This is a genomic window from Herbaspirillum sp. C7C8 (assembly GCF_022627875.1).
Classification (GTDB): Bacteria; Pseudomonadota; Gammaproteobacteria; order Burkholderiales; family Burkholderiaceae_D; genus Herbaspirillum.
The window spans coordinates 103,821-125,324 of record NZ_JABXGG010000013.1; the positions used below are offsets into that span (position 1 = coordinate 103,821).

16 protein-coding genes are annotated in these 21,504 nt (G+C 59.7%); 8 read left to right on the forward strand and 8 right to left on the reverse strand.

All coding sequences use genetic code 11. The features are described 5' to 3' along the window. Nucleotides 1-4: 4 nt before the first annotated feature. The 3 genes from HWE01_RS15945 to HWE01_RS15955 all read right to left on the reverse strand — a co-directional run bounded on the left by HWE01_RS15945 (nt 5) and on the right by HWE01_RS15955 (nt 3,126). Nucleotides 5-1,501, reverse strand: coding sequence for a tripartite tricarboxylate transporter permease (locus HWE01_RS15945; protein ID WP_008330964.1), 1,497 nt, complete (start codon nt 1,499-1,501; stop codon nt 5-7). Nucleotides 1,502-1,510: 9 nt separating this feature from the next. Further along, on the reverse strand, nt 1,511-2,044 hold the full coding sequence (locus tag HWE01_RS15950) for a tripartite tricarboxylate transporter TctB family protein (RefSeq protein ID WP_008330966.1): 534 nt from the start codon (nt 2,042-2,044) through the stop codon (nt 1,511-1,513). Nucleotides 2,045-2,142: 98 nt separating this feature from the next. After that, nucleotides 2,143-3,126, reverse strand: coding sequence for a Bug family tripartite tricarboxylate transporter substrate binding protein (locus tag HWE01_RS15955; protein ID WP_008330968.1), 984 nt, complete (start codon nt 3,124-3,126; stop codon nt 2,143-2,145). Between the two features lie 677 nt (nt 3,127-3,803). Between HWE01_RS15955 and HWE01_RS15960 the strand changes: the two genes are divergently transcribed. From HWE01_RS15960 to HWE01_RS15990, 7 genes are all read left to right on the forward strand, one after another. Beyond that, on the forward strand, nt 3,804-4,022 hold the full coding sequence (locus HWE01_RS15960) for a hypothetical protein (RefSeq protein ID WP_241822314.1): 219 nt from the start codon (nt 3,804-3,806) through the stop codon (nt 4,020-4,022). Between the two features lie 142 nt (nt 4,023-4,164). Continuing rightward, complete coding sequence (locus HWE01_RS15965) at nt 4,165-5,904, forward strand: IlvD/Edd family dehydratase (protein ID WP_241822315.1); 1,740 nt, start codon at nt 4,165-4,167, stop codon at nt 5,902-5,904. 289 nt (nt 5,905-6,193) lie between these two features. Beyond that, entirely contained in the window at nt 6,194-7,153 is a 960-nt protein-coding gene (locus HWE01_RS15970; protein ID WP_241822316.1) for a C-terminal binding protein, read from the forward strand. Between the two features lie 213 nt (nt 7,154-7,366). Then, the gene (locus tag HWE01_RS15975) at nt 7,367-8,452 is read left to right on the forward strand and encodes an ABC transporter ATP-binding protein (protein ID WP_008330975.1); all 1,086 of its coding nucleotides are present in this window, start codon (nt 7,367-7,369) and stop codon (nt 8,450-8,452) included. Nucleotides 8,453-8,580: 128 nt separating this feature from the next. Beyond that, complete coding sequence (locus tag HWE01_RS15980; protein WP_008330977.1) at nt 8,581-9,912, forward strand: ABC transporter substrate-binding protein; 1,332 nt, start codon at nt 8,581-8,583, stop codon at nt 9,910-9,912. Between the two features lie 183 nt (nt 9,913-10,095). Continuing rightward, the gene (locus HWE01_RS15985) at nt 10,096-10,995 is read left to right on the forward strand and encodes a carbohydrate ABC transporter permease (RefSeq protein ID WP_008330979.1); all 900 of its coding nucleotides are present in this window, start codon (nt 10,096-10,098) and stop codon (nt 10,993-10,995) included. Further along, entirely contained in the window at nt 10,995-11,876 is an 882-nt protein-coding gene (locus tag HWE01_RS15990) for a carbohydrate ABC transporter permease (protein WP_008330981.1), read from the forward strand. Before HWE01_RS15985 ends, HWE01_RS15990 begins: the two co-directional genes overlap by 1 nt. Nucleotides 11,877-11,952: 76 nt before the next feature. Here HWE01_RS15990 and HWE01_RS15995 read toward each other — a convergent pair whose 3' ends face one another. From HWE01_RS15995 to HWE01_RS16015, 5 genes are all read right to left on the reverse strand, one after another. After that, the gene (locus HWE01_RS15995) at nt 11,953-14,982 is read right to left on the reverse strand and encodes an NACHT domain-containing protein (RefSeq protein ID WP_241822317.1); all 3,030 of its coding nucleotides are present in this window, start codon (nt 14,980-14,982) and stop codon (nt 11,953-11,955) included. A 241-nt stretch (nt 14,983-15,223) separates the two neighbouring features. Next, entirely contained in the window at nt 15,224-16,546 is a 1,323-nt protein-coding gene (locus HWE01_RS16000) for a c-type cytochrome (protein WP_241822318.1), read from the reverse strand. Between the two features lie 11 nt (nt 16,547-16,557). Then, the gene (locus tag HWE01_RS16005) at nt 16,558-18,339 is read right to left on the reverse strand and encodes a GMC family oxidoreductase (RefSeq protein WP_034350806.1); all 1,782 of its coding nucleotides are present in this window, start codon (nt 18,337-18,339) and stop codon (nt 16,558-16,560) included. A gap of 2 nt (nt 18,340-18,341) precedes the next feature. After that, a complete protein-coding gene (locus HWE01_RS16010; RefSeq protein WP_241822319.1) occupies nt 18,342-19,064 on the reverse strand; it encodes a gluconate 2-dehydrogenase subunit 3 family protein in 723 nt (240 codons plus the stop codon). A gap of 200 nt (nt 19,065-19,264) precedes the next feature. Next, nucleotides 19,265-20,032: a dienelactone hydrolase family protein gene (locus HWE01_RS16015; protein WP_241822320.1), complete on the reverse strand. Its 768-nt coding sequence runs from the start codon at nt 20,030-20,032 to the stop codon at nt 19,265-19,267. 350 nt (nt 20,033-20,382) lie between these two features. On the opposite strand from HWE01_RS16015, the gene HWE01_RS16020 reads away from it, so the two are divergent. Then, nucleotides 20,383-21,504, forward strand: coding sequence for a YjgN family protein (locus tag HWE01_RS16020; RefSeq protein WP_241822321.1), 1,122 nt, complete (start codon nt 20,383-20,385; stop codon nt 21,502-21,504).

Genomic DNA, 21,504 nt, shown 5'->3' on the forward strand with positions numbered 1-21,504 from the left:
CACCTCAGGCCGCAGCCAGCGGTTTCTTGCGCAGGAGCTTGAGCAGCAGCGGCAACAACCACAGCAGCAGCGTGATCACGCCCAGCGTGCCGGCGATGGGCCGCTCGAAGAAGGCCAGGAACTGGCCGTCGGCCTTGATCATCGAGGTCACGAAATGTTCTTCCAGCATGCCGCCCAGCACCACGCCCAGTACCGTGGGTGCCACCGGGAAACCGTTCTCTTCCATCACATAGGCCAGCAGGCCGAACACCAGCATGATGCCCACGTCGGTGACACTGTTGTTGGTGGCGTAGGAGCCGACGATGCAGAACAGCAGGATCAGCGGCATGAGGATGCCACGCGGGATGGACAGGATGCGCTTGGCCATCTTGATGCACCAGAAACCCAGCGGCAGCATCAGCAGGTTGGCCAGGATGAAGACCAGGAAGATGGCATACATGGAGACCGGATTGTCGACGAAGATCATCGGTCCCGGATTGAGGTTCTTCATGTAGAGCACACCGATGACGATGGCGGTGATGGAATCCCCCGGAATGCCGAACACCAGCGCCGGTATCCACGCCCCGGCCAGCGCCGAATTGTTGGCCGCACCCGATTCGACGATGCCTTCCGGATGGCCGGTGCCGAATTTCTCCGGCTCCCTGGACAGCTTCTTGCTCATCGCATACGACATCCAGGCCGCGATATCGGCCCCGGCGCCGGGCAGCGCGCCCACCAGCGTGCCCAGGACGCTGCCGCGCAGCACCGATTTCGGATACTTCAACAGCAGGCCCCACATGCCCTTGAAGACGTTGCCCACACGACTCTCTGGCAGTTTCATGCCGAAGTCGCGCGAGACCGCAAAGCGCAGCACTTCGGACATGGCGAACATGCCCACCATGAGCGGCACCAGCGAGACCCCGCCCAGCAGGTCGGGCTGATCGAAGGTAAAGCGGGGCGCACCGGCCGGATTGCCCATGCCGATGGAGGCGATGAACATGCCGAGGAAGAGCGACACGAAACCCTTGAGCGGATTGTCGGAGGCGATGAAGATGGCGCAGGTCAGGCCCAGCAGTACCAGCCAGAAATATTCGAAGGAAGAAAATTTCAGGGCCAGCTCCGCCAGTGCGGGCGCCGAGAAGATCAGTACGAAGGTGCCAAACAGTCCGCCGATGACCGAGAACACCAGGCTGGCGCCCAGCGCAATCTCGCCCTGCCCTTTCAAGGTCATGGCATAGGCTTCATCGGTGTAGGCGGCCGACGAGGGCGTACCGGGAATGCGCAGCAGACAACCCGGAATGTCGCCCGAGAAGATCGCCATGGCAGTGGCCGAAACCATGGCGGCGATGGCCGGGACCGGCGGCATGAAGAAGGTCACCGGCACCAGCAGCGCGACGGCCATGGTCGCAGACAGACCCGGCACGGCGCCCATGAACAGTCCGAAGACGGACGCGCCCAGGATCACCGCCAGCACATAGGGATCGAACACCATCGCCAGCGCGGCATAGAGGTTGGCAAGCATGTCGTCTCCTTACCAGGCCAGGGGCGAGAGAATGCCCCAGGGCAGCGGCACCTTGAGCAGTTTGTAGAAGATGGTGTGGATCAGCAGCGCGCTGACCAGGGCCACCGGCAAGGCCACCATCAGGCGGGTGCGGAAGGTCAGGAACAGCACCAGCAACAGCACGAAGGCGGTGGGCAAAAAGCCCAGCGGTTCCGAGACCCCGATGTAGAACAGCAGCGAGGCGGGGACCAGCAGGAAGGCCAGCACCGCACGGCCACGGTGGATCCACTCGGGTGGCGTGAACCAGCGTGCATCCTGCGCATCGCCACCGGTGGTGGCGATGCGCGAGGTGTGTGCGCTGTGCACGGCGCGCGCCTGCCGCAGTCCGCGCAGTCCACGCAGCACCAGCAACACGGCGCAGATCATCAGGCCACCGGCCAGCGCCTGCGGAAAGACATTGGGCCCGATGTCCTGACCCATGGCGGGCAGGCGGGCAGAAGCGATCCAGAGCACGACCGCAAAGAAGGCGATCAGCAGCCCGGACAAGGCATCATTGATTTTCATGGAACGATCCCGAAGCGGAGAGCAGAGAGCAAAGAGCACGATGGGGCAACGCCAGACGGGCACCCCGGCCGCCAGGCCGCGGACCCGCCCCTGGCCGCTTACCTGGCCATGCCCAGGGTCTTGAGGATGGCGCCCATGTCCTCGTCGCTCTTGTCCATGAACTTGCCGAACTCGGCCGAATCGGCATACTGCGTTCCGAAACCGCGACCGCTCATGAAGTCCTTGTACTCCTTGCTGTCGTAGATCTTCTTGAGGCTGGCCGAGAGCCGGCTCTGGACATCGGCGGGCAGACCCTTGGGCCCGACGATGCCGCGCCAGGCGCCATTGGTCCAGGTGCTGCCCGTGAGGCTCTTCAAGGTCGGCACCTTGGGATAGAGCGCCGCCGGTTCATTGGACATGATCACCAGTGGTGTGGCCTTGCCGGCATCGATGAGCGAACGCGCCTCCGGCAGCGAGGCCGCGACGATATCCACACCACCGGCCGCCAGATCCACCATGGCCGGGGCAGCCCCGTTGGAGGGCACGAAGCGCACGGCATTGGGTGCCACCTTGAGGTCATTCAACATGCCCGCCAGCCCCAGATGCCAGATGCCGCCCTGGCCGGTGCCGGAGGCCTTGAGCTTGCCGGGATTGGCTTTGATGGCCTTGAACAGTTCGTCAAAGGTCTTGTAGGGCGAATCATGGCTCACGGTCAGCGCGGCCGGGTCGAAGTTCATCAGCGCCAGCGGCGTGAAGTCGCGCGGCGTCAGCTTGGTCAGGCCCTGATGGTGCATCATCGAGATTTCCACCGTGGCGATACCGATGGTGTAGCCATCCGGCGTGGCACTGGCGATGGCCTGGTGACCCACTGCACCGTTACCGCCGGTGCGGTTGACCACATTGACCGGCTGGCCGAGATCTTTTTCGAGCAGCGCGCCGATGATGCGCGCCGTGGCGTCGGTGCCGCCGCCCGCGCCCCAGGGCACGATCAGCGTGACCGGACGTTCCGGCCAGGCGGCAAAGGCGGCCGGGGCGGCCAGCATGGTGCAGGCCGCACTGGCGGCCAGGATGGTCTTGAACAGGGTTCTGCGGGTCAACTGCATGGTCTCCTCCGTTGTCGTGTGCGGCTCATCGCGCGCAATTGGGGTGCGGCCATCGCTTTGGCAAAGGACTTGCGTGACCGCCTCGTTGACCTGCGGGAGCGCCGGAGTGATCGGCCATGAGAAAAGAAATTTCCCCGATGGTCTCCTGTGTTGTCTCTGTAGCGCAGGTCTCGTGCCGTGCTGCTTTTTCTTGTAATCCGGACCAGGCCGGTTGATCTGCATGGTATTGCTGCTGGCCACGACCGCTGCAGGGGATGAGTCGCGCAGAGGTCATGTGGTCTGACCAGCGGAGGCTAGAATTTCACATCACTCCGGCAGTGTCAAGGATGAATCGAATGGATCAAAAAAATTCATCCTTGGTGCCATGCAACATTAATAGCCCGTCGCAAACCCTTGCCAGCTCTGGCTTTCAGGCTGGCAGTGTGTTTTACTGCATGTTGCAGCGGCGACGCAAAAAGCCAGCCGCACAATGCTGACAAAAAGCTTTCTCGCGATCTGGTATTACCACTTGACCAAACAAATCCGGCTGCAATAGACTCGCAGCCAATTACACAAGTCACGTCGCATCAGCGTGCCATGCCACCGTCGGGGACGGGGCAGGCCGCAGGGCAGAACGGACGGCACAGACCCAGCCGCCATGGCACCTGCCGGCGGCTCCAGGCAACGGAGACATCCCATTGGCACATCCAGGCACAGCATCGCATGTGAACCGCAGGACGCCGGCCGGCTGGGCGCAGGCGCGCTGCGCCGCCACCGCCTCCGGCGTGCGTGCGCGCCGTGCCTTGCATCGCTGCTCTGCGTTCGGGTCCCTGCTGGCCTTCCTGCTGATTGATTTTTCCCGCTATTTCTTTGACCAGGGCGACAGTCATCCCGTCGCCGCGCGCGCTCTCGCCTGAGTTTGACAAAGACCAGGTTCGCGCAGGCAGCAAGCATTGAACGGCACTGCTGGCCACATCCGGCCGGCAGCCCATGGATCGCATGAAGCAGGGCAAGGAACGCAGTGCGCGCTTGCGCACGCACCTTGCCAGGGAAACGACAATGACTGACGACACCAAGAAAAAATCCACCCGCCGCAGCCAGGCCTGGTTTGGCCGCCAGGACCGCGATGGGTTCATCTACCGCTCCTGGGTGAAGAACCGCGGCATCCCGCACGACCAGTTCGATGGTCGTCCGGTGATCGGCATCTGCAATACCTATTCCGAACTGACGCCCTGCAATTCGCACTTCCGCGCCCTGGCCGAACAGGTCAAGATCGGCATCTGGGAAGCCGGTGGCTTCCCGCTGGAATTCCCCGTGATGTCGCTGGGCGAGACCCTGCTGCGGCCCACCGCCATGCTCTATCGCAACCTGGCCAGCATGGATGTGGAAGAGTCAATCCGCGCCAATCCACTCGATGGCGTGGTGCTGTTGATGGGCTGCGACAAGACCACGCCGGCCCTGCTGATGGGCGCGGCTTCGGTGGATGTGCCGACCATCGGCGTATCGGGCGGCCCCATGCTCTCGGGCAAATACCGTGGCCGTGAACTGGGTTCCGGCACGGGCGTGTGGCAGATGTCGGAAGACGTGCGCGCCGGCAAGATGACGCAGGAAGAATTCTTTGAAGCCGAAAGCTGCATGCACCGCTCGCACGGTCACTGCATGACCATGGGCACGGCCTCCACCATGGCCAGCATGGTCGAGGCACTGGGCGTGGGCCTGCCGCACAATGCTGCCATTCCCGCCGTGGATGCGCGCCGCAACGTGCTGGCCCGCAACGCCGGTCGCCGCATCGTGCAGATGGTGGAAGAAGACCTGGTGCTCTCCAAGATCCTCACCCGCCAGGCGTTCGAGAACGCCATTCGCGTCAACGCCGCCATCGGTGGTTCCACCAATGCAGTGATCCACCTGCTGGCCATTGCCGGTCGCATCGGCATCCAGCTCGATCTGAAGGATTGGGACGACATCGGCCAGCAACTGCCCTGCCTGCTGGACCTGCAGCCCTCGGGCAAATTCCTGATGGAAGATTTCTACTATGCGGGCGGCCTGCCAGCGGTGATCCGCCAGCTGGAAAGCGTGATCGACAAGACCGCCCTGACCGCCAACGGCAAGACCCTGTGGGAGAACTGCCAGGATGCACCGAACTGGAATCCGGAAGTCATCCGCAGCTTCGACCAGCCCTTCAAGGAAGCGGCCGGCATCGCCATCCTCAAGGGCAACCTGGCCCCGGACGGTGCCGTCATCAAGCCATCGGCCGCCACCCCTGCCCTGCTCAAGCATCGCGGCCGTGCCGTGGTGTTCGAGAACAGCGACGACCTGCACAAGCGCATCGATGACGAGAACCTGGACGTCGATGAAACCTGCGTGCTGGTGCTCAAGAATTGCGGTCCCAAGGGTTACCCCGGCATGGCCGAAGCAGGCAACATGCCGCTGCCGCCCAAGATTCTGCGCAAGGGCATCACGGACATGGTGCGCGTCTCGGATGCCCGCATGAGCGGTACCGCCTATGGCACCGTGGTGCTGCACGTCTCGCCGGAGGCGGCCGCCGGCGGTCCGCTGGCGCTGGTGCAGAACGGCGACTTCATCGAACTCGATGTGGAGGCGCGCAAGCTGCACCTGGATGTGTCGGACGAAGAACTGGCGCGCCGCCGTGCGCAGTGGAGCAAGCCCGAGCTGCCGCCGCAGATGCAGCGCGGCTGGGTCAAGCTCTACGTGGATCACGTGCAGCAGGCCAACCAGGGCGCGGACCTTGATTTCCTGGTCGGCAAGAGCGGACCTTACGTGCCCAAGGACAATCACTGAACGGATCTGCCCTCGCCGCTGTGAACGGCGGCAGGGGCAGTCAGATTTTGCAAACAAACCGGTTGCACCGAATTCCACCTGCAGCAACAAGCATCAAAGCAGCAAAGCAGCAAAGCAGCAAAGCAGCAGCATTAAGCAAAAGTTAAGGGTCATTCAAACAGCATTAAAGTCATCTTAATACCAGCATCCGTCGTACCCCGGGATCACGGTACAGCCACAACAAGCGGCGGCCGTGTTCCAGGAAGTAGTTGCATCAGGTGGACCAAGACAACCATCACGGAGACGAGCAATGAAAGTACTGATTACGGACTACGATTTTCCCGACGTCGACCTGGAGCTTGCGCTCTACAAGGAAGCCGGAGTGGAAGTCGTAACCGCGCAATGCCGCACCGAAGAGGAGGTGATCGCCGCCTCCTCAGGATGCCAGGGCCTGCTGGTGCAATACGCACCGGTGAACGCCAAGGTCTTTGCAGCCCGGCCTGAAATCCGCATCGCCAGCCGCTATGGCGCCGGCTTCGACACCATCAACACGGCCGACGCCGCCGCGCACGGCGTGTGGGTCGCCAACTCGCCCGATTATGGCGTGGGCGAAGTGGCCACCCATGCGCTGGCCATGGCCCTGGACCTGATCCGCAACATTACCCTCTACGACCGAGCCGTGAAGGCCGGTGAATGGCACTACACCACGGCCGGCATCATCCCGCGCGCCTCCGACCTGACCATCGGCATCATCGGCCTGGGCCGCATCGGCAAGCGCATGGCGCACATCTCGCGCAATCTGTTCAAGCGCGTCATTGCCTGCGATCCCTACATCATCGATGGCGATTTCCCCGCCTACGTGGAGCGCGTGAGCCGCGAGGAGCTGTTCCGTCAAGCACATGTGGTGTCGCTGCATACGCCCTTGAACGACGAGACGCGCAACATGATCGATGCCTCGCTGCTGGGCCTGCTGCAACCGCAGAGCTATCTGGTCAACTCCGCCCGCGGCGGCCTGGTCAAGATCGACGACCTGCTGGCGGCGCTGGAGAATGGCAAGCTCAAGGGTGCGGCGCTGGATGTGTTGCCGGTCGAGCCGCCCGAGACGGCTTCGGCTATCGTCCAGCATCCACGTGTGCTATTGTCGCCGCACGCGGCCTTCTTCTCGGATGTCGCAGCGCGCGAACTGCGGCGCAAGGCGGCCCAGAACCTGATCGACTGGGACCGCAACGGACGGCCCTCCTACGTGGTCGTCCAGGGCAAGAACCAATAAGACCAAACAATGACCCCGGCAACGGGGCGCCAACGCAGCACCGCGCCGGCCGCCAGCCGGCGCTGCATCACCGTAGATGACAGAAGAAGGAAGACCACCAGGATCTTCCGTACGTCCCTCCACAGGACGTGCCTGAACAAAGTGCGCTGTGAACGGCTCCGCCTGGAACCGGTTCCGCAGCGTCGATACGAGGATAGACACGAGGAGCATTTGATGGCATCAGTACAGATCCGCGCAGTCAAGAAGCAGTTCGGCAGCACCCAGATCATCCGGGGCGTCGACATCGATATCGCCGATGGCGAATTCACCGTCCTGGTCGGTCCTTCCGGCTGCGGCAAGTCCACGCTGCTGCGCATGCTGGCGGGGCTGGAAGAAATCACCGGCGGCGAGATCCTCATCGGCGGCACCGTGGTCAACAACGTCCAGCCCAAGGACCGTGACATCGCCATGGTGTTCCAGAACTATGCGCTCTACCCGCACATGACGGTGCGCGACAACATGGCCTTCTCGCTCACGCTGGCCAAGAAGGACAAGTCCTTCGTGGAAGAACGCGTCAAGAAGGCCGCCGACATCCTCGGTCTGAACCAGCTACTGGATCGCTACCCGCGCCAGCTCTCGGGCGGCCAGCGCCAGCGCGTGGCGATGGGACGCGCCATCGTGCGTGATCCGCAGGTGTTCCTCTTCGACGAACCGCTCTCCAACCTCGATGCCAAGCTGCGCGTACAGATGCGCACCGAGATCAAGGAACTGCACCAGCGCTTGAAGACCACCTCCATCTACGTCACCCACGACCAGATCGAAGCCATGACCATGGCCGATCAGATCGTGGTCATGCGCGATGGCCTGGTGGAACAGCGCGGCCGTCCGCTGGATCTGTACGATCATCCGGCCAACCTGTTCGTGGCCGGCTTCATCGGCTCGCCGGCGATGAACTTCATTCCCGCCACCCTGCGCCGCAACGGCGCGGCTGCCGAAGTCGAATTCGCCGACGGCACCCGCCTGCCGGCACCCTATGGCAGCGCCTTGCAGGGCAATGACGGCCAGAAGGTCACCTACGGCGTGCGTCCCGAGCACCTCTCCATCGGTCCTGCCGGAGCAGGTATCGCCACCAAGGTCATCGTGGTGGAGCCGACCGGTGCCGATACCGAAGTGTTCTCGCGCTTCGGCGAGAGCAGCCTCACGTCGATCTTCCGCGAGCGCCATGATTTCGGCGCCGGCGATGTGGTTCACCTGGTCCCCGACCACAGCCGTACGCACCTGTTCGATACCGAATCGGGCAAGTCGCTGGCGGCGCGCTGATCGGGCGCACCGTCATTGCAGTAACCCAGGCAACACCAGTAGCGCAGCATCACAAGAAAAAGAGTCCATCCGCAAGAACGTTGTTCGAGAGCGGTCCAATTCGACTTTCAACCGAAGGAGTAGGAGACATGAGCAAGCTGACACGACGCGAATTCCTGGTCACCAGTGCTGCCGCCGCAGCCGCATCCGGCATGGGCGCCAATGCCTTTGCCGCAGGCGCCGGTGCGGCCGGTGCCGACAGCATCAAGTACCCCATCGAACAGGGCGCAACCCTGCGCATCCTGCGCTGGAAACGTTTCGTCCAGGGCGATGAAGACCTGTGGAACGCCAACGTCAAGAAATTTACCGAGCTGACCGGCATCCCGGTACGCACCGACAGCGAAGGCTGGGAAGACGTGCGTCCGAAAGCGGCCGTGGCGGCCAACGTGGGCAGCGGTCCGGACATCGTGCTGGGCTGGTTCGACGATCCGCAACAATATCCGACCAAGCTCATCGACATGACCGATCTGGCTGATTCGCTGGGCAAGCGTTATGGCGGCTGGTACGACGTCTGCCGCAAGTACGGCACCAAGGATGGCAAGTGGATCGCCCTGCCGCTGGGCGTGATCGGCAATGCCCTGGTCTACCGCGAAAGCCAGATCAAGGCCGCCGGCTTCGACACCATGCCCAAGGACACGGCCGGCTTCCTCAAGCTGTGCCAGGCCTTGAAGGCCAAGGACACGCCGGTCGGCTTCGCCCTGGGCAAGGCCGTCGGTGACGCCAACAACTGGGCGCACTGGCTGCTGTGGTCGCACGGCGGAAAGCTGGTCGACAAGAGCGGCAAGGTCGCCATCAATTCGCCGGAGACCCGCGCCGCGCTGGAATACGCCAAGCAGCTGTATGCCACCTTCGTACCCGGCACCCTGTCGTGGCAGGACCCCTCCAACAACAAGGCTTACCTGGATGGCCAGATCAGCATGACCGCCAACGGCATCTCGGTGTACTACGCCGCCAAGAACTCGGCCGAGCCCAAGATGCAGGAGATCGCCAAGGATACCCAGCATGCGCACTTCCCCATCGGCCCGGCAGGCAAGCCCACCGAGCTGATGCAGATCACGCAGATGATGGTATTCAAGCACACCAAGTATCCCAATGCGGCCAAGGCCTTCGTGCAGTTCATGTTCGAGCCGGACCAGTACAACCCGTGGATGAAGGCTTCCATCGGCTACGTGAGCCAGTCGCTGAAGGCCTACGAGAAGAACCCGGTCTGGACCGACGACCCCAAGGCCACGGTCTACCGCGACTCTGCCTCGCTGATGCTGGACCATGGTCACGAAGGCCCGCTGGGCCAGGCCTCGGCGGCCTGCATGGCGGACTACGTGGTGGTGGACATGGTGGCCGAGGCGGCCTCGGGCGCCAAGACCGTGCAGCAAGCCATCGACCGCGCGGCCGAACGCGCCAAGCGCTACTACAAGGCTTGATGCCATCGGCCTGAAGGGCAGCGACGCAGCCGCACCGGGTTCCCTCGGGACAGCGGGCAAAGGGGCAGGTTGTCAGGGCCTGCCGGCCCGATGCGGCATCGCTGGCGCATCGCCAGGCGTGGCTGCGCATCACTACAGTACTGGCCGCAGACTCGTTCTGCGGCCCTTTCATCGAGGCACATCATGCTATCCCGATTCCTGAACAACCGTAACGTCCTGGGCATGCTGTTCATGGCCCCGGCCGTGATCCTGCTGGTGGTGTTCCTGACCTACCCGCTGGGCCTGGGCATCTGGCTGGGCTTCACCGATACCAAGATCGGCGGCGAAGGCAGCTTCATCGGCCTGGACAACTTCACCTATCTGGCCGGCGATTCGCTGGCGCAGCTGTCGCTGTTCAATACCGTGTTCTACACGGTCAGCGCCAGCATCCTGAAATTTGCACTCGGCCTGTGGCTGGCCATCCTGCTCAACAAGAACGTGCCGCTGAAGACCTTCTTCCGCGCCATCGTGCTGCTGCCCTGGATCGTGCCAACCGCGCTGTCGGCGCTGGCCTTCTGGTGGCTGTATGACGCGCAGTTTTCCGTCATCAGCTGGGCCTTGCACAAGATGGGGCTGATCGATCACTACATCGACTTCCTGGGCGACCCGTGGAATGCGCGCTGGTCGACGGTCTTCGCCAACGTCTGGCGTGGCATCCCCTTCGTGGCCATTTCGCTGCTGGCGGGCCTGCAGACGATCTCGCCCTCGCTGTATGAGGCCGCAGCCATCGACGGTGCCACGCCCTGGCAGCAGTTCCGCCACGTGACGCTGCCGCTGTTGACGCCGATCATCGCGGTGGTGATGACCTTCTCGGTGCTGTTCACCTTCACCGACTTCCAGCTGATCTATGTGCTCACCCGTGGTGGTCCGTTGAACGCCACCCACCTGATGGCCACGCTCTCGTTCCAGCGCGCCATTCCGGGCGGTGCCCTGGGCGAAGGCGCGGCGCTGGCAACCTACATGATTCCCTTCCTGCTGGCAGCGATCATGTTCTCGTATTTCGGCCTGCAACGTCGCGGCTGGCAACAAGGAGGTGACAAATAATGGCCAAGAAAAAAGACGACCAGCAGGAAACCCAGGGCATGGATTTCCTGCAATCGACGCCGCGCAAGTGGGTGACGATCTACATTCCGCTGCTGATCTTCCTGTTCGTGCTGCTGTTCCCGTTCTACTGGATGGTGATCACCGCCTTCAAGCCGGATAACGAATTGCTCTCGCAGACCGGCAACCCGTTCTGGGTGGTTGCCCCGACGCTGGCGCACTTCAAGAAGCTGCTGTTCGAAACCCAGTATCCGGCCTGGCTGTTGAACACGGTGATCGTTTCGGTGGTGTCGACCTTCGCCTCGCTGGCGGCCAGCGTCTTTGCCGCCTATGCGATCGAACGACTGCGCTTCCAGGGTTCCAAGCAGGTCGGTCTGGGCATTTTCCTGGCCTACCTGATCCCGCCATCGATCCTGTTCATTCCGCTGGCGGCGATCGTGTTCAAGCTGGGGCTGTTCGACACGCGCTGGGCGCTGATCCTGACCTATCCGACCTTCCTGATCCCGTTCTGCACCTGGCTGCTGATGGGTTACTTCCGCTCGATTCCCTATGAGCTGGAAGAGTGTGCACTGATCGATGGTGCCACCCGCTGGGAGATCCTGGTCAAGATCATCCTGCCACTGGCGGTGCCGGGCCTGATCTCGGCAGGCATCTTTGCCTTCACGCTGTCATGGAATGAATTCATCTATGCGCTGACCTTCATTTCTTCTTCCGAGGTCAAGACGGTACCGGTGGGGATCGTCACCGAGCTGGTGGATGGCGACGTCTATCACTGGGGAGCACTGATGGCCGGTGCGCTGCTGGGTTCGCTACCGGTGGCGGTGGTGTATTCGTTCTTTGTGGAGTATTACGTATCGGGCATGACGGGGGCGGTGAAGGAGTAACTTGGAAAATGCTAATACCGTTGAGCCTATCGCCCCACGGTATTAGCTACCATTCATTTAACCTACAAAAATTAGATCAAGGCCCCTTCTGACAGAAATCCCAAAAATTTCTGATATTGAGTGGTACGGGCTCCTTTCGAAGGATTGATGTCAACGGGACGTTGAAAACAAGACGGTTCTTAGCCTTACCAGCAGTGGCTCGTTGCTCCCACCGGGCCAGCTCATATTCAAGCAAATAGGTTAAAAAATCCGTCCAAATATCATTACCCATTCGGTGCGTCCACGAAAGCCTATGATCATCTGTCAGCCAATCGTCTCTGTTCACAACGATCTGAATATCTGGTCGTGCGATTATTTTCGTTAGGAAAAATTCGGCGGCTTCGTATAGTTCCGAAGGCGCATTTGTTTCACTATTTGGAACTAATCCAAAGTCTGAAAGGGCTTTACGCACCCTGACAGGATTGTCTTCAAATTTATCCTGTATGTGGATGCATCGAATTTCAGATTTATCAAGGCCAGTCACAACCTTTTTTAACTGGGCAGCACTAGCGCAAAATAGAATATCTATATCGACGTGACTTAGTTCAACCAAAAAATCACCCGACTCTGGAATTTCCAGACGTTTAATAGAGCTTCGTTTAATTACCAAATTTTTCCAACCCACATTTGACAACGAAAGATCCCCTAGCCTGACCCCTTCGACTCTTTCAGTGGGAGGAATATTTCCTCCGCGCTGAAGCATGGTTATCCATAGCGAACCCAAATTCTCAGCAAAAATATCACTTTCATTTTTTCGATTAATCGAGAAGTTTATTCTTTTTGAAATCTTACTTATTGCCTCTGGATTCCTCTGAAAAATCCATTCAAAAACGGATGTATTGATCTTGCTTCTATTAAGAATATTTTCAAAGTAATTTGCGCTAACGTCGTAAGCAACACTTCGAGAAAGCGCCGCTGAAAGGAAACAGTCAAACAAGACTTCGTGAGAAAAACCAAATTGATTCGGCTTTCCGCCTTCAGAGTCAACTCCTAAGCCACACAACGAAGACAGCCGTCGACTTAGACCAGGCCGCACAGATTCAAGGGAGTTTGCCCCAATGGTTTGTTGGGCACACGAAATCAAATCGTCCTGTTCAATTTCTCGGACCTTATCCAACTGCATCATCTCTGCTATTTCGGCAAAAAGACTTTGTAGTTCCTCCCTGGTAAGCAAAGATCCTTGATGCGGATCATCAAGCTTAATCGCCTCTCGTTCGAGATATTGATCTACGACTATATCGAAGATAGAGGGGGGTACGCCCTTATCGGCATTTTTCTCAAACCAGGCGACAAAGGCTTTTGAGAAGAAAGGGATGCTGAGGATTTTCCATTCCTTATCATCAAGTCGAGATAAGGAAGTAGTGGGGACGCCGCCCACAGTCAGGTAATCTTGCGTATCTGCTCGTGACCAAGGCTGTAATTCGACCAACGTGTGGTCAACATTAAGATCCTTCGTTTCCGCCAAGGAACGTCTATATTGCGTGAGATAGTAAGATGAGCGTGCCGATGCAACCAAAACTCCACGCCCACCAAGCTCTTTAAACCAAGGTTCAAGAGATCCTAATGCGTTTTGGTATCCACTGCTGCCAAGTAACTCATCGAAACCGTCGACCAGAAGAACCAGCAAACCATTTCGACATAACGCTTTTGCCCCGTGACTGGAGAGCAACTTAGTTATATTCAATGATCCATTCACGGCATCTTCCAAACTAGCGAGCGTTCTACCTGTGGAGGAAACAAATAAAAAGAGGGGCTTCTTTAGATCAGGATTAACAGCTATCTCTTCGGCTCTATTTTTCGCCATTGACAACATCAAGTCGGTCTTCCCTAAACCCGCCTGACCAACAACGAAATATACTGCAGTAGAAGGCTTCATACGTTCACACGCATCGTCGACCCGCTCTTTAAGATCGAAAGAATGACCGTTGCTTTGCTCCTGGGAATTCAAGTCTTCATTAACCTCCCTCAACTTAGACGGCCCACGATGCTTACTATTCTGAGTGATACCTAATCGAGACAGCTCCTCGTCGCGCCTACTCTTGCTAAAGCTCTCCAACCCGATGCCAATTCGGCGAGCAAGAATAGGCCAATTAGCAATTTCGCGCATGAACTCAGAATAGGACACCCAACGATCATCGGACTTAGGTACTTTCCATTCCCTTCTGTTATCCGGACCGATTCGAAAAGCATCAATTCGAGCCTGATTCCCATCGCTTGTCGAACGAGTCCAAGGAACATAGAGATGGCCAGCGTCGGACTCATCTCCAAAAAAGAAGCTAGGTGCTGAATAGTCTTCAGTAAAAGCAGAAACATCGCGCAATATTTCTTTTACCAAACGTCCTAAGTCGCCATTGGTATTTTTTTTCTCCACTAAAAGCTGCGTCTGAAACCTCTTGATCCTACCGCTTTCACTCTCGGACAAAATTTCGCCGCCAACTGCTATATAGAAGATCGAATCTTGCGAAGAGTGAGAATAAATAGCCGCAGTATCGTTGTGTTCAACGTACTGCCATAACCCATCTACATCCAGCGAGTCCTTTTTGCTTGTAGCAAAAATTCGTAAGTAATTTTCTTTCCACTCAAAGCTGCAGTCGGCAAAGTGCTTGTTAAGAATGACCTGGAGGTTTCTAGTGATCACGGTCAAGCTTTGAATGATCTCCTGTACCAGTGCATCGTCACTTGGAAGCGCGTGGCCATGGGAAAGTTGATCACGCATAGTCTTGAACGACTTATAGCGTTTGGCCAATTTAAAGCTATCAATTTCGTTCAGAGACTCGGCGGCGCTCAGCCTAATCCTTTCGGACCATGCGGACTTCGTTACTTCCTTACTTTCTTTCGCAGCTTGCCGCACAACGGCAGCCATAGTACCGAAACCGGGAGTACCAATCACCTTTATCGAAGCAATGCCGTTAGAACGACTATCTGCTATCGAAAGGGTATAAAGAATTCGCAGATGAAAATCTACCAATGCAACAAGCTCCCTTACATCGCCCGCTGCGCCGCTAAGGCGCTTCTTAAAAGGTGCCAACAAGCTTTCAGTAACAGAATTAACGCTCCTCTCCCACATGACCCACCCCTTAAAAATATTTAAACAAATTTCACTTAATTTTTAATTACCTTCAAATTGTAACTTCAACCAATAAAAATTGTATTTCTAGAATACTTACAAGCATATCCGGTAGGCAGTCGACTCAATTACGAAATAAAAAGAGCCCAAATCGATGAAGATTTGGGCTCCTTTTTTGTAATTGACCTTCAACTAAACTCTCGAAGAGCTATTCAAAAAGCCTGGCGACATATTCAAAGGCTTAAGGCGTGGTCACTGCTGCATTCGCCTCCACCGTCTTCTTTTCCGGCAGCTGCTTGCGCACCTTGGCCACATCGGACGCATTCACCGATGATGCCTGGTTGCCCCAGCTACTGCGGATGAAGGTGACGACATCGGCCACTTCCTGGTCTGACAAACGGCTGGCAAAGCCCGGCATGGCGAATTGCGTCGGGGCCTTGTGGGTCCAGGGCATTTCAGCGCCTTCCAGCACGATGCGGATCAGCGAAGCCGGGTTCTCGGCATTGACAGTCGGCGACAAGGCCAGGGTCGGGAAGGTTTCTTCATAGCCCTTGCCGCTGCTGCGGTGGCAGGCCGCGCAGTTGTTCAGGAACGCCATGGCGCCCGGGCTCTGGTCGCTGCCTTTGCGCAAGGCCTGGTGGGTCTTGTCGTCATAGGCCAGGGCTGGCGTGCCTTCCTTCACCGCCTTCAAGGACTTCAGGTACTTGGCCATGGCAGAGAGATCTCCCTCGGTCATGTACTGGGTACTGTTGGCCACCACGTCGGCCATGCCGCCAAAGGCAGCGGAATGGCTGTTGCGGCCGGTCTTGAGGAAGGCCACGATATCGGCCTCGCTCCAGTTGCCCAGACCATCACGGGCATCCCCGCGCAGGTTGTTGGCCAGGTAGCCATCGACGACACCACCGGAGAGGAACTGGCTGCTGTCATTGGACAGCGCCTTCTCCTGCATGCCCACGCCACGCGGGGTATGGCAGGCGCCACAGTGTCCCAGGCCCTCGACCAGGTATTGGCCACGGACCAGGGGACTATTGTCCTCGGGACCATCGACCGCTACGGCCGGTGCAAAGACCTTGCGCCACACCGATAGCGGCCAGCGCATCGACAACGGCCAGGTGATGTCCACACCGCGATTGGGTGCGGGATCGGCCTGCACGCCCTTCATGAAATAGGCATACAGTGCCTTCACGTCAGCCGGCTTGACCTTGGCGTAGGAGGGATACGGCATGGCCGGATAGAGCGACGCACCATCCTTGCGGATGCCGTGACGCAGGGCTTGGTCGAAATCCTCTTCGCTGTAGTTGCCTATACCGTGTTCCTTGTCCGGCGTGATGTTGGAGGAATACACCGTGCCGATGGGCGTGGCAATGGGCAAGCCGCCCGCAAAAGGCTTGCCGCCCTTGGCGGTGTGGCAGGCCACGCAGTCCCCGGCCTTGGCCAGGTACTCGCCGCGCTGCACCAGCTGCTGATCAGCCGAGGGCGCTGCCGGATTGCTTTGCGCCGCTGCGGACAACGCGGACAGCGACATGACTGCCGCGCAGGCGGCGATGAAATAATGCTTGATCATGGTCGTCATCCTTATGCCTGCACCAGCGGGCCGGGGTTTTTCAGATACTGCTCACGAATGGCCCTGGCGGAGTGATACGCCAGCGCCGTGACCAGCCCGGTCGGGTTGTAACCCATGTTCTGCGGGAAGGCACAGGCCCCGTAGACGAACACGTTGGGCACGTCCCAGCTTTGCAGATACTTGTTGACCACGCTGTTCTTGGGCGTCGTTCCCATGATCGCGCCGCCGGTCAGGTGAGTCGACTGATAGACCCGGGTATCCCAGGACGAACCGGTCTTGCGTACGGCCTTGATGACCTTTTCCGGATTCATGGCCTGGCCGACCTTCTCCATCTGGCCTGCGATGTAGGTCAGCATCTTGCCTTCGTTTTCCTTCCAGTTCAGGGTCAGGCGCAGCAGCGGCTGGCCGTTGGCATCCTTGTAGGTCGGGTCCAGCGACAGGTAGCAGTCGCGATAAGCCATCACCGAACCGGACATGCCGATGGTGAGCGTGCGCTGATAGCTGTCCTGCACGCTGGCCTTCCATTCCGAACCCCAGCTGGGGACCTTCTCGCCGGGCATGGTGCCGGCCTGCTTGATGGGCCGACCACCGGTGCGCACGTGACGGATCGAGGCGCCGCCGATGAAGCCCAGCGGACCGTGATCGAACTGGTCACCGTTGAGGTCGTCCATGCCCACGCCACCGGCACCGGTGCCGATGAAGGGATTGAACTGGGTCCCCTTGGGCATGACCACGTTGATGCCCCCGTTGTACTGGTAGGCGAAGTTCTTGCCGACCACGCCTTCACCAGTGACCGGGTCATACGGCTTGCCAATGCCCGAGAGCAGCAGCAGGCGCACGTTGTGGGTCTGGAACGCGGTCAGCAGCACCAGATCGGCCGGCTGCTCGACCTCGCGGCCCTGGGCATCGATGTAGGTGACGCCGGTAGCGCGCTTGCCGGAGGCATCCAGGTTGACCTTGATGACCTGCGCCTTGGTACGCACTTCGAAGTTCTTGCGCTTCAACAGCACCGGCAGGATGGTGGTCTGTGGCGAAGCCTTCGAATACATGTAGCAACCGTAGTTCTCGCAGAAGCCGCAGTAGTTGCAGGGGCCGATGCGTACGCCGTACGGATTGGTGAAGGGCTGCGAGGCATTGGCCGCCGGCGCGGGATAGGGGTGGTAGCCGACATCGCGCATGGCCTTCTCCACCAGCGAAGCAGCGTACTGGTATTGCAGCGGCGGGGTCGGGAATTCATCGCTGCGCTCGGCTTCCAGCGGATTGCCACCGGGCACGATCTTCCCCTTCAGATTGCCGGCCTTGCCGGAGACGGCCATGACCTTTTCCGAGAAATCGTAGAACGGCTCCAGTTCCTTGTAGGTCACGCCATGGTCCTGGATGGTCATGTCCTCGGGGATGAATTTCTTGCCGTACTTCTGCTCGTAGTGGGAGCGCATTTCCAGTTCTTCAGGCAGGTTGCGGTACATCATGCCGTTCCAGTGGAAACCGGCACCGCCCACGCCATCACCCAAGAGGAAGGAGCCATGCTGACGATACGGCACCGCCACATCGGAGAGCGCATGGCGGATCGTCACGGTCTCGCGCGAGAGGTCCTGGAACAACGCGCCACGCACCGAGTATTTCAGTTCATCGACCGCCTTCGGATACGGCGTGTCGGTGTTGGTGTCACGCATGTCGCCACGCTCCAGCGCCAGCACGTTCAGGCCGGCTTCGGTGAGCTCCATGCCCATGATGGAGCCGGTCCAGCCCAGGCCCACCATCACTACATCCACTTTGTCTTTTTTGATAGCCATGATCAGCCCTTCTCTCCCAGAATCGACACGGGGCCGTATGGATACTTGACGTTGTATTGGTCCACCCAGTCGGCGTAATCGGCACGCGCACCGGGGAAGCCGACCATCTTCCAGCCGCCCATCTTCTGGTTGCCGCCGTACATCGGGTCGGCGAAATAACCTTCCTTGGTATTGCCCAGCATGAAGCTGAAGAAGGTCTTGGCCGGCACCGTATCGAAGCTGATCTTGCCGCCTTCCATCATCTTGAGTACTTCCAGCTGCTTGGCCTTGTCGAGTTCGGCGAAGACCTTGCCGTGGTTCTTGCTGCACCAGTCATTGCAGGCGGCAATGCCCTGGCGATAGATGTCGCGCGGTACCAGCGAGAGCTGGTAGCCCAGTTCAGGCGCGCTGTCCGGGTGAAAAGGACCCTGCATGTACCACAGCTTGCCGGCGCCATAGGGCGTTTCCATCTGGCGGTCGATGAACTCGGGCACGCCGGTCTCCAGTGCACCGGCACCGTACTGGTCCGAGGGGATGAGATGATCGACGGCGGCGTTGAGGAAGGCCCATTCGGGCCCGGTGAAGTAGCTGGGGGTGTAGGCGCGGGCCTTGCCCGGCTCGCTGCTGTCGGCCATTGCCGGTTGGCTGACTGCTGCGGTGGTGGCGCCGCCTAGCGTGGTCGCGGCTGGGACGATGGCCAACACCTGGCGCAGGAAGCGCCGCCTGGGCTCTTTATCTTGTGACATGAGTATCCTTTGGACGTGGGATTTGACGAGGGTATGCGGGACGCTGGCAACACGCCATGCAAGGATGAAGCTCCCCTGCGTGCCGAATGGACGCGTTCTCTTCTTGTTATGGTGTAGCCCCTGTGCGGTGTCGTCGGGCGCAGCCGCACAGGGTGAGACTCAGACCGGCAGGACTGCCGCCCTGCGGTGCCTGATTTACATCAGGCCAGCACTTCGCCGAAGAAATCCTGCAAGGCGACAGCGGCGCGCTCGGCGGTCTGGCGGTGGTAGAAGAAGCCGGGATGGTTGGCATCCGGATCGGTGAAGGAATGGCCTGCCTGACCATAGTTGACCAGTTGCCAGTCGATCTTCAGGGCGCTCATCTCGTCGATGAAGCCATTGACCTGATCGCGTGGCACCGACGGATCCTGCACGCCGTGCAGCACCAGTACTGCGCCCTTGATCTTGCTCTCGGCCGGGGCCGGGGTATCGAGCGCACCATGCAGCGAGACCGTGCCGCGCAGCTCAGCGCCATCACGCGCCAGCTCCAGCGCCGCCGTGCCACCGAAACAGAAACCGCAGGCGCCCAGCCTGGACGCATCGAGCTTGACGAAGGACTGCTCGCGCAAGACGTTGAGCGCGCCGTGCATGCGCTTGCGCAGTTCGGCGCGATCCTTCTTGAGCGGGATGATGGCCGCCAGAGCTTCGTCCGGATTACCCGGACGCAGGGTCTTGCCGAACACATCGGCCACCAGGATGGCATGGCCCGCACCGATGGTGGTGGCGGCGATTTCCAGCGCCTGCTGGCGCAGCCCGAAGTAATTGGGAACGCTCAGTACACCGGAGACCGGGGCTTGCGCCTTGTTGTAGAGGAGCACGCTTTCGTAATCGATGCCATCGGCGCTGTGGGCGATGGTCTCGATGCCGAGGTCGGTGACAGGAATGCCGAGCTTCTCGGCGATGGCGGCGGTGTTCCAGGACGTGGACATGGATGGAGGCTCCTTTGGTTGGCAAACGTCGCCGGGCGTGGAGACCAGGCGACGCTCAGGAAACTTTTGTTTGGCGCGAATGCGGACAATCATTGCTGCGAGGCCGCGCTGTTGGCGCCGCCGCCATGCCCTTGCCTTGACCGCATGTGGGCAGCAATGTTCGCACAAACAGTGCATTTCTGCAGAAGGCCAGACCAATGAGGCTCGAAAAAATGCGAGGTGCACCCCTACAAAATCCATACAAGTCACATGGAGATGCCCGCCAACTTGACTTTTACTTGCGAGCAATGGATTCTTGCCCGACCCCATCGGCAGACCTCTTCCATACAACGACCAACACAAGAGTTTCCATGAACGACCATTCCGATTTGCCTGACGCCGCCGTCCCTCCTCCGTCTGCATCCAATGAGCCGGGCACCTTTGCCACCGCCCTGCGCGATTCTGCCGATCACCGTGCACCACAGGCGTTTTCCTTCAGCGGGCGCGGTTCCGAATATTTCCGTATCTGGATCGTCAACCTGCTGCTGTCCGTGGTGACGCTGGGCATCTATTCCGCCTGGGCCAAGGTGCGCCGACTGCGCTACTTCTACGACAACACCTCGGTGGCCGGGGCCAGCTTCGACTATCACGGCAATCCCGTGGCCATCCTCAAGGGACGCATCCTGGCCGTGGTACTGCTGGTGGCTTACCAGCTCGCCGGCTACATCAACATCCTGCTTGGCCTGATCGCCGCGCTGATCCTCATGTTGGCCAGCCCCTGGCTGATCTGGCGCAGCCTGCAATTCAAGCTCTACAACACCAGCTATCGCGGCATCCGCTTCGGTTTTCGCGGCAGCTTCGGCGGTGCCTTCAAGAACTTCCTGCTGTGGCCGATGATCGGCGGCTTCAGCGTGGGGCTGCTCATGCCGATGGCAGCACAGCGCTTCAAGCGCTTCCAGCACAATGAGACGCGCTTCGGCTCCACCCACTTCTCCTTCCATGGTTCGGTCGGCGCGTTCTACCTGGCCTACCTGGCCGGCATCGGTGGCTGGATCGCCGGCTCGGCGCTCATCGTCATCAGCTTTGGCGGCATGGCCTTGTTCCGGGCGATCGAGTCGGGCGCAGGTTCGATCCTGGCCTTCGCGCTCATGCTGCTGGCCCTCTACGTCTGGTCCTTCCTGATCATTCCGCTGTGGCTGACGCTGCTGCAGAACCTGGTCTGGAACAATACCCGCCTGGGTGAACATCGCTTCCAGAGCCGCATGCGCTGGGGCCGCACGGCGGTTATCCTGCTGACCAACGTGCTGGGCATTGCCGTGACGCTGGGGCTGTTCACACCCTTCGCGCAGGTACGCATGATGCGCTATCGCATCGAGTCGCTTACCTTGCTGCCGGCAGGCAGCCTGGACGACTTCATCGCTTCCAGCGAATCGCCCGGCTCGGCGACCGGCGAGGGCCTGGGCGATCTGCTCGACTTCGACCTGTCGATGTAA

What these genes read in the sequence shown, in the direction of transcription:
- HWE01_RS15945 (WP_008330964.1), bottom strand. Translation starts at nt 1,501, where the DNA reads ATGCTTGCCAACCTCTATGCCGCGCTGGCGATGGTGTTCGATCCCTAT.
- HWE01_RS15950 (WP_008330966.1), bottom strand. Translation starts at nt 2,044, where the DNA reads ATGAAAATCAATGATGCCTTGTCCGGGCTGCTGATCGCCTTCTTTGCG.
- HWE01_RS15955 (WP_008330968.1), bottom strand. Translation starts at nt 3,126, where the DNA reads ATGCAGTTGACCCGCAGAACCCTGTTCAAGACCATCCTGGCCGCCAGT.
- HWE01_RS15965 (WP_241822315.1), top strand. Translation starts at nt 4,165, where the DNA reads ATGACTGACGACACCAAGAAAAAATCCACCCGCCGCAGCCAGGCCTGG.
- HWE01_RS15970 (WP_241822316.1), top strand. Translation starts at nt 6,194, where the DNA reads ATGAAAGTACTGATTACGGACTACGATTTTCCCGACGTCGACCTGGAG.
- HWE01_RS15975 (WP_008330975.1), top strand. Translation starts at nt 7,367, where the DNA reads ATGGCATCAGTACAGATCCGCGCAGTCAAGAAGCAGTTCGGCAGCACC.
- HWE01_RS15980 (WP_008330977.1), top strand. Translation starts at nt 8,581, where the DNA reads ATGAGCAAGCTGACACGACGCGAATTCCTGGTCACCAGTGCTGCCGCC.
- HWE01_RS15985 (WP_008330979.1), top strand. Translation starts at nt 10,096, where the DNA reads ATGCTATCCCGATTCCTGAACAACCGTAACGTCCTGGGCATGCTGTTC.
- HWE01_RS15990 (WP_008330981.1), top strand. Translation starts at nt 10,995, where the DNA reads ATGGCCAAGAAAAAAGACGACCAGCAGGAAACCCAGGGCATGGATTTC.
- HWE01_RS15995 (WP_241822317.1), bottom strand. Translation starts at nt 14,982, where the DNA reads ATGTGGGAGAGGAGCGTTAATTCTGTTACTGAAAGCTTGTTGGCACCT.
- HWE01_RS16000 (WP_241822318.1), bottom strand. Translation starts at nt 16,546, where the DNA reads ATGATCAAGCATTATTTCATCGCCGCCTGCGCGGCAGTCATGTCGCTG.
- HWE01_RS16005 (WP_034350806.1), bottom strand. Translation starts at nt 18,339, where the DNA reads ATGGCTATCAAAAAAGACAAAGTGGATGTAGTGATGGTGGGCCTGGGC.
- HWE01_RS16010 (WP_241822319.1), bottom strand. Translation starts at nt 19,064, where the DNA reads ATGTCACAAGATAAAGAGCCCAGGCGGCGCTTCCTGCGCCAGGTGTTG.
- HWE01_RS16015 (WP_241822320.1), bottom strand. Translation starts at nt 20,032, where the DNA reads ATGTCCACGTCCTGGAACACCGCCGCCATCGCCGAGAAGCTCGGCATT.
- HWE01_RS16020 (WP_241822321.1), top strand. Translation starts at nt 20,383, where the DNA reads ATGAACGACCATTCCGATTTGCCTGACGCCGCCGTCCCTCCTCCGTCT.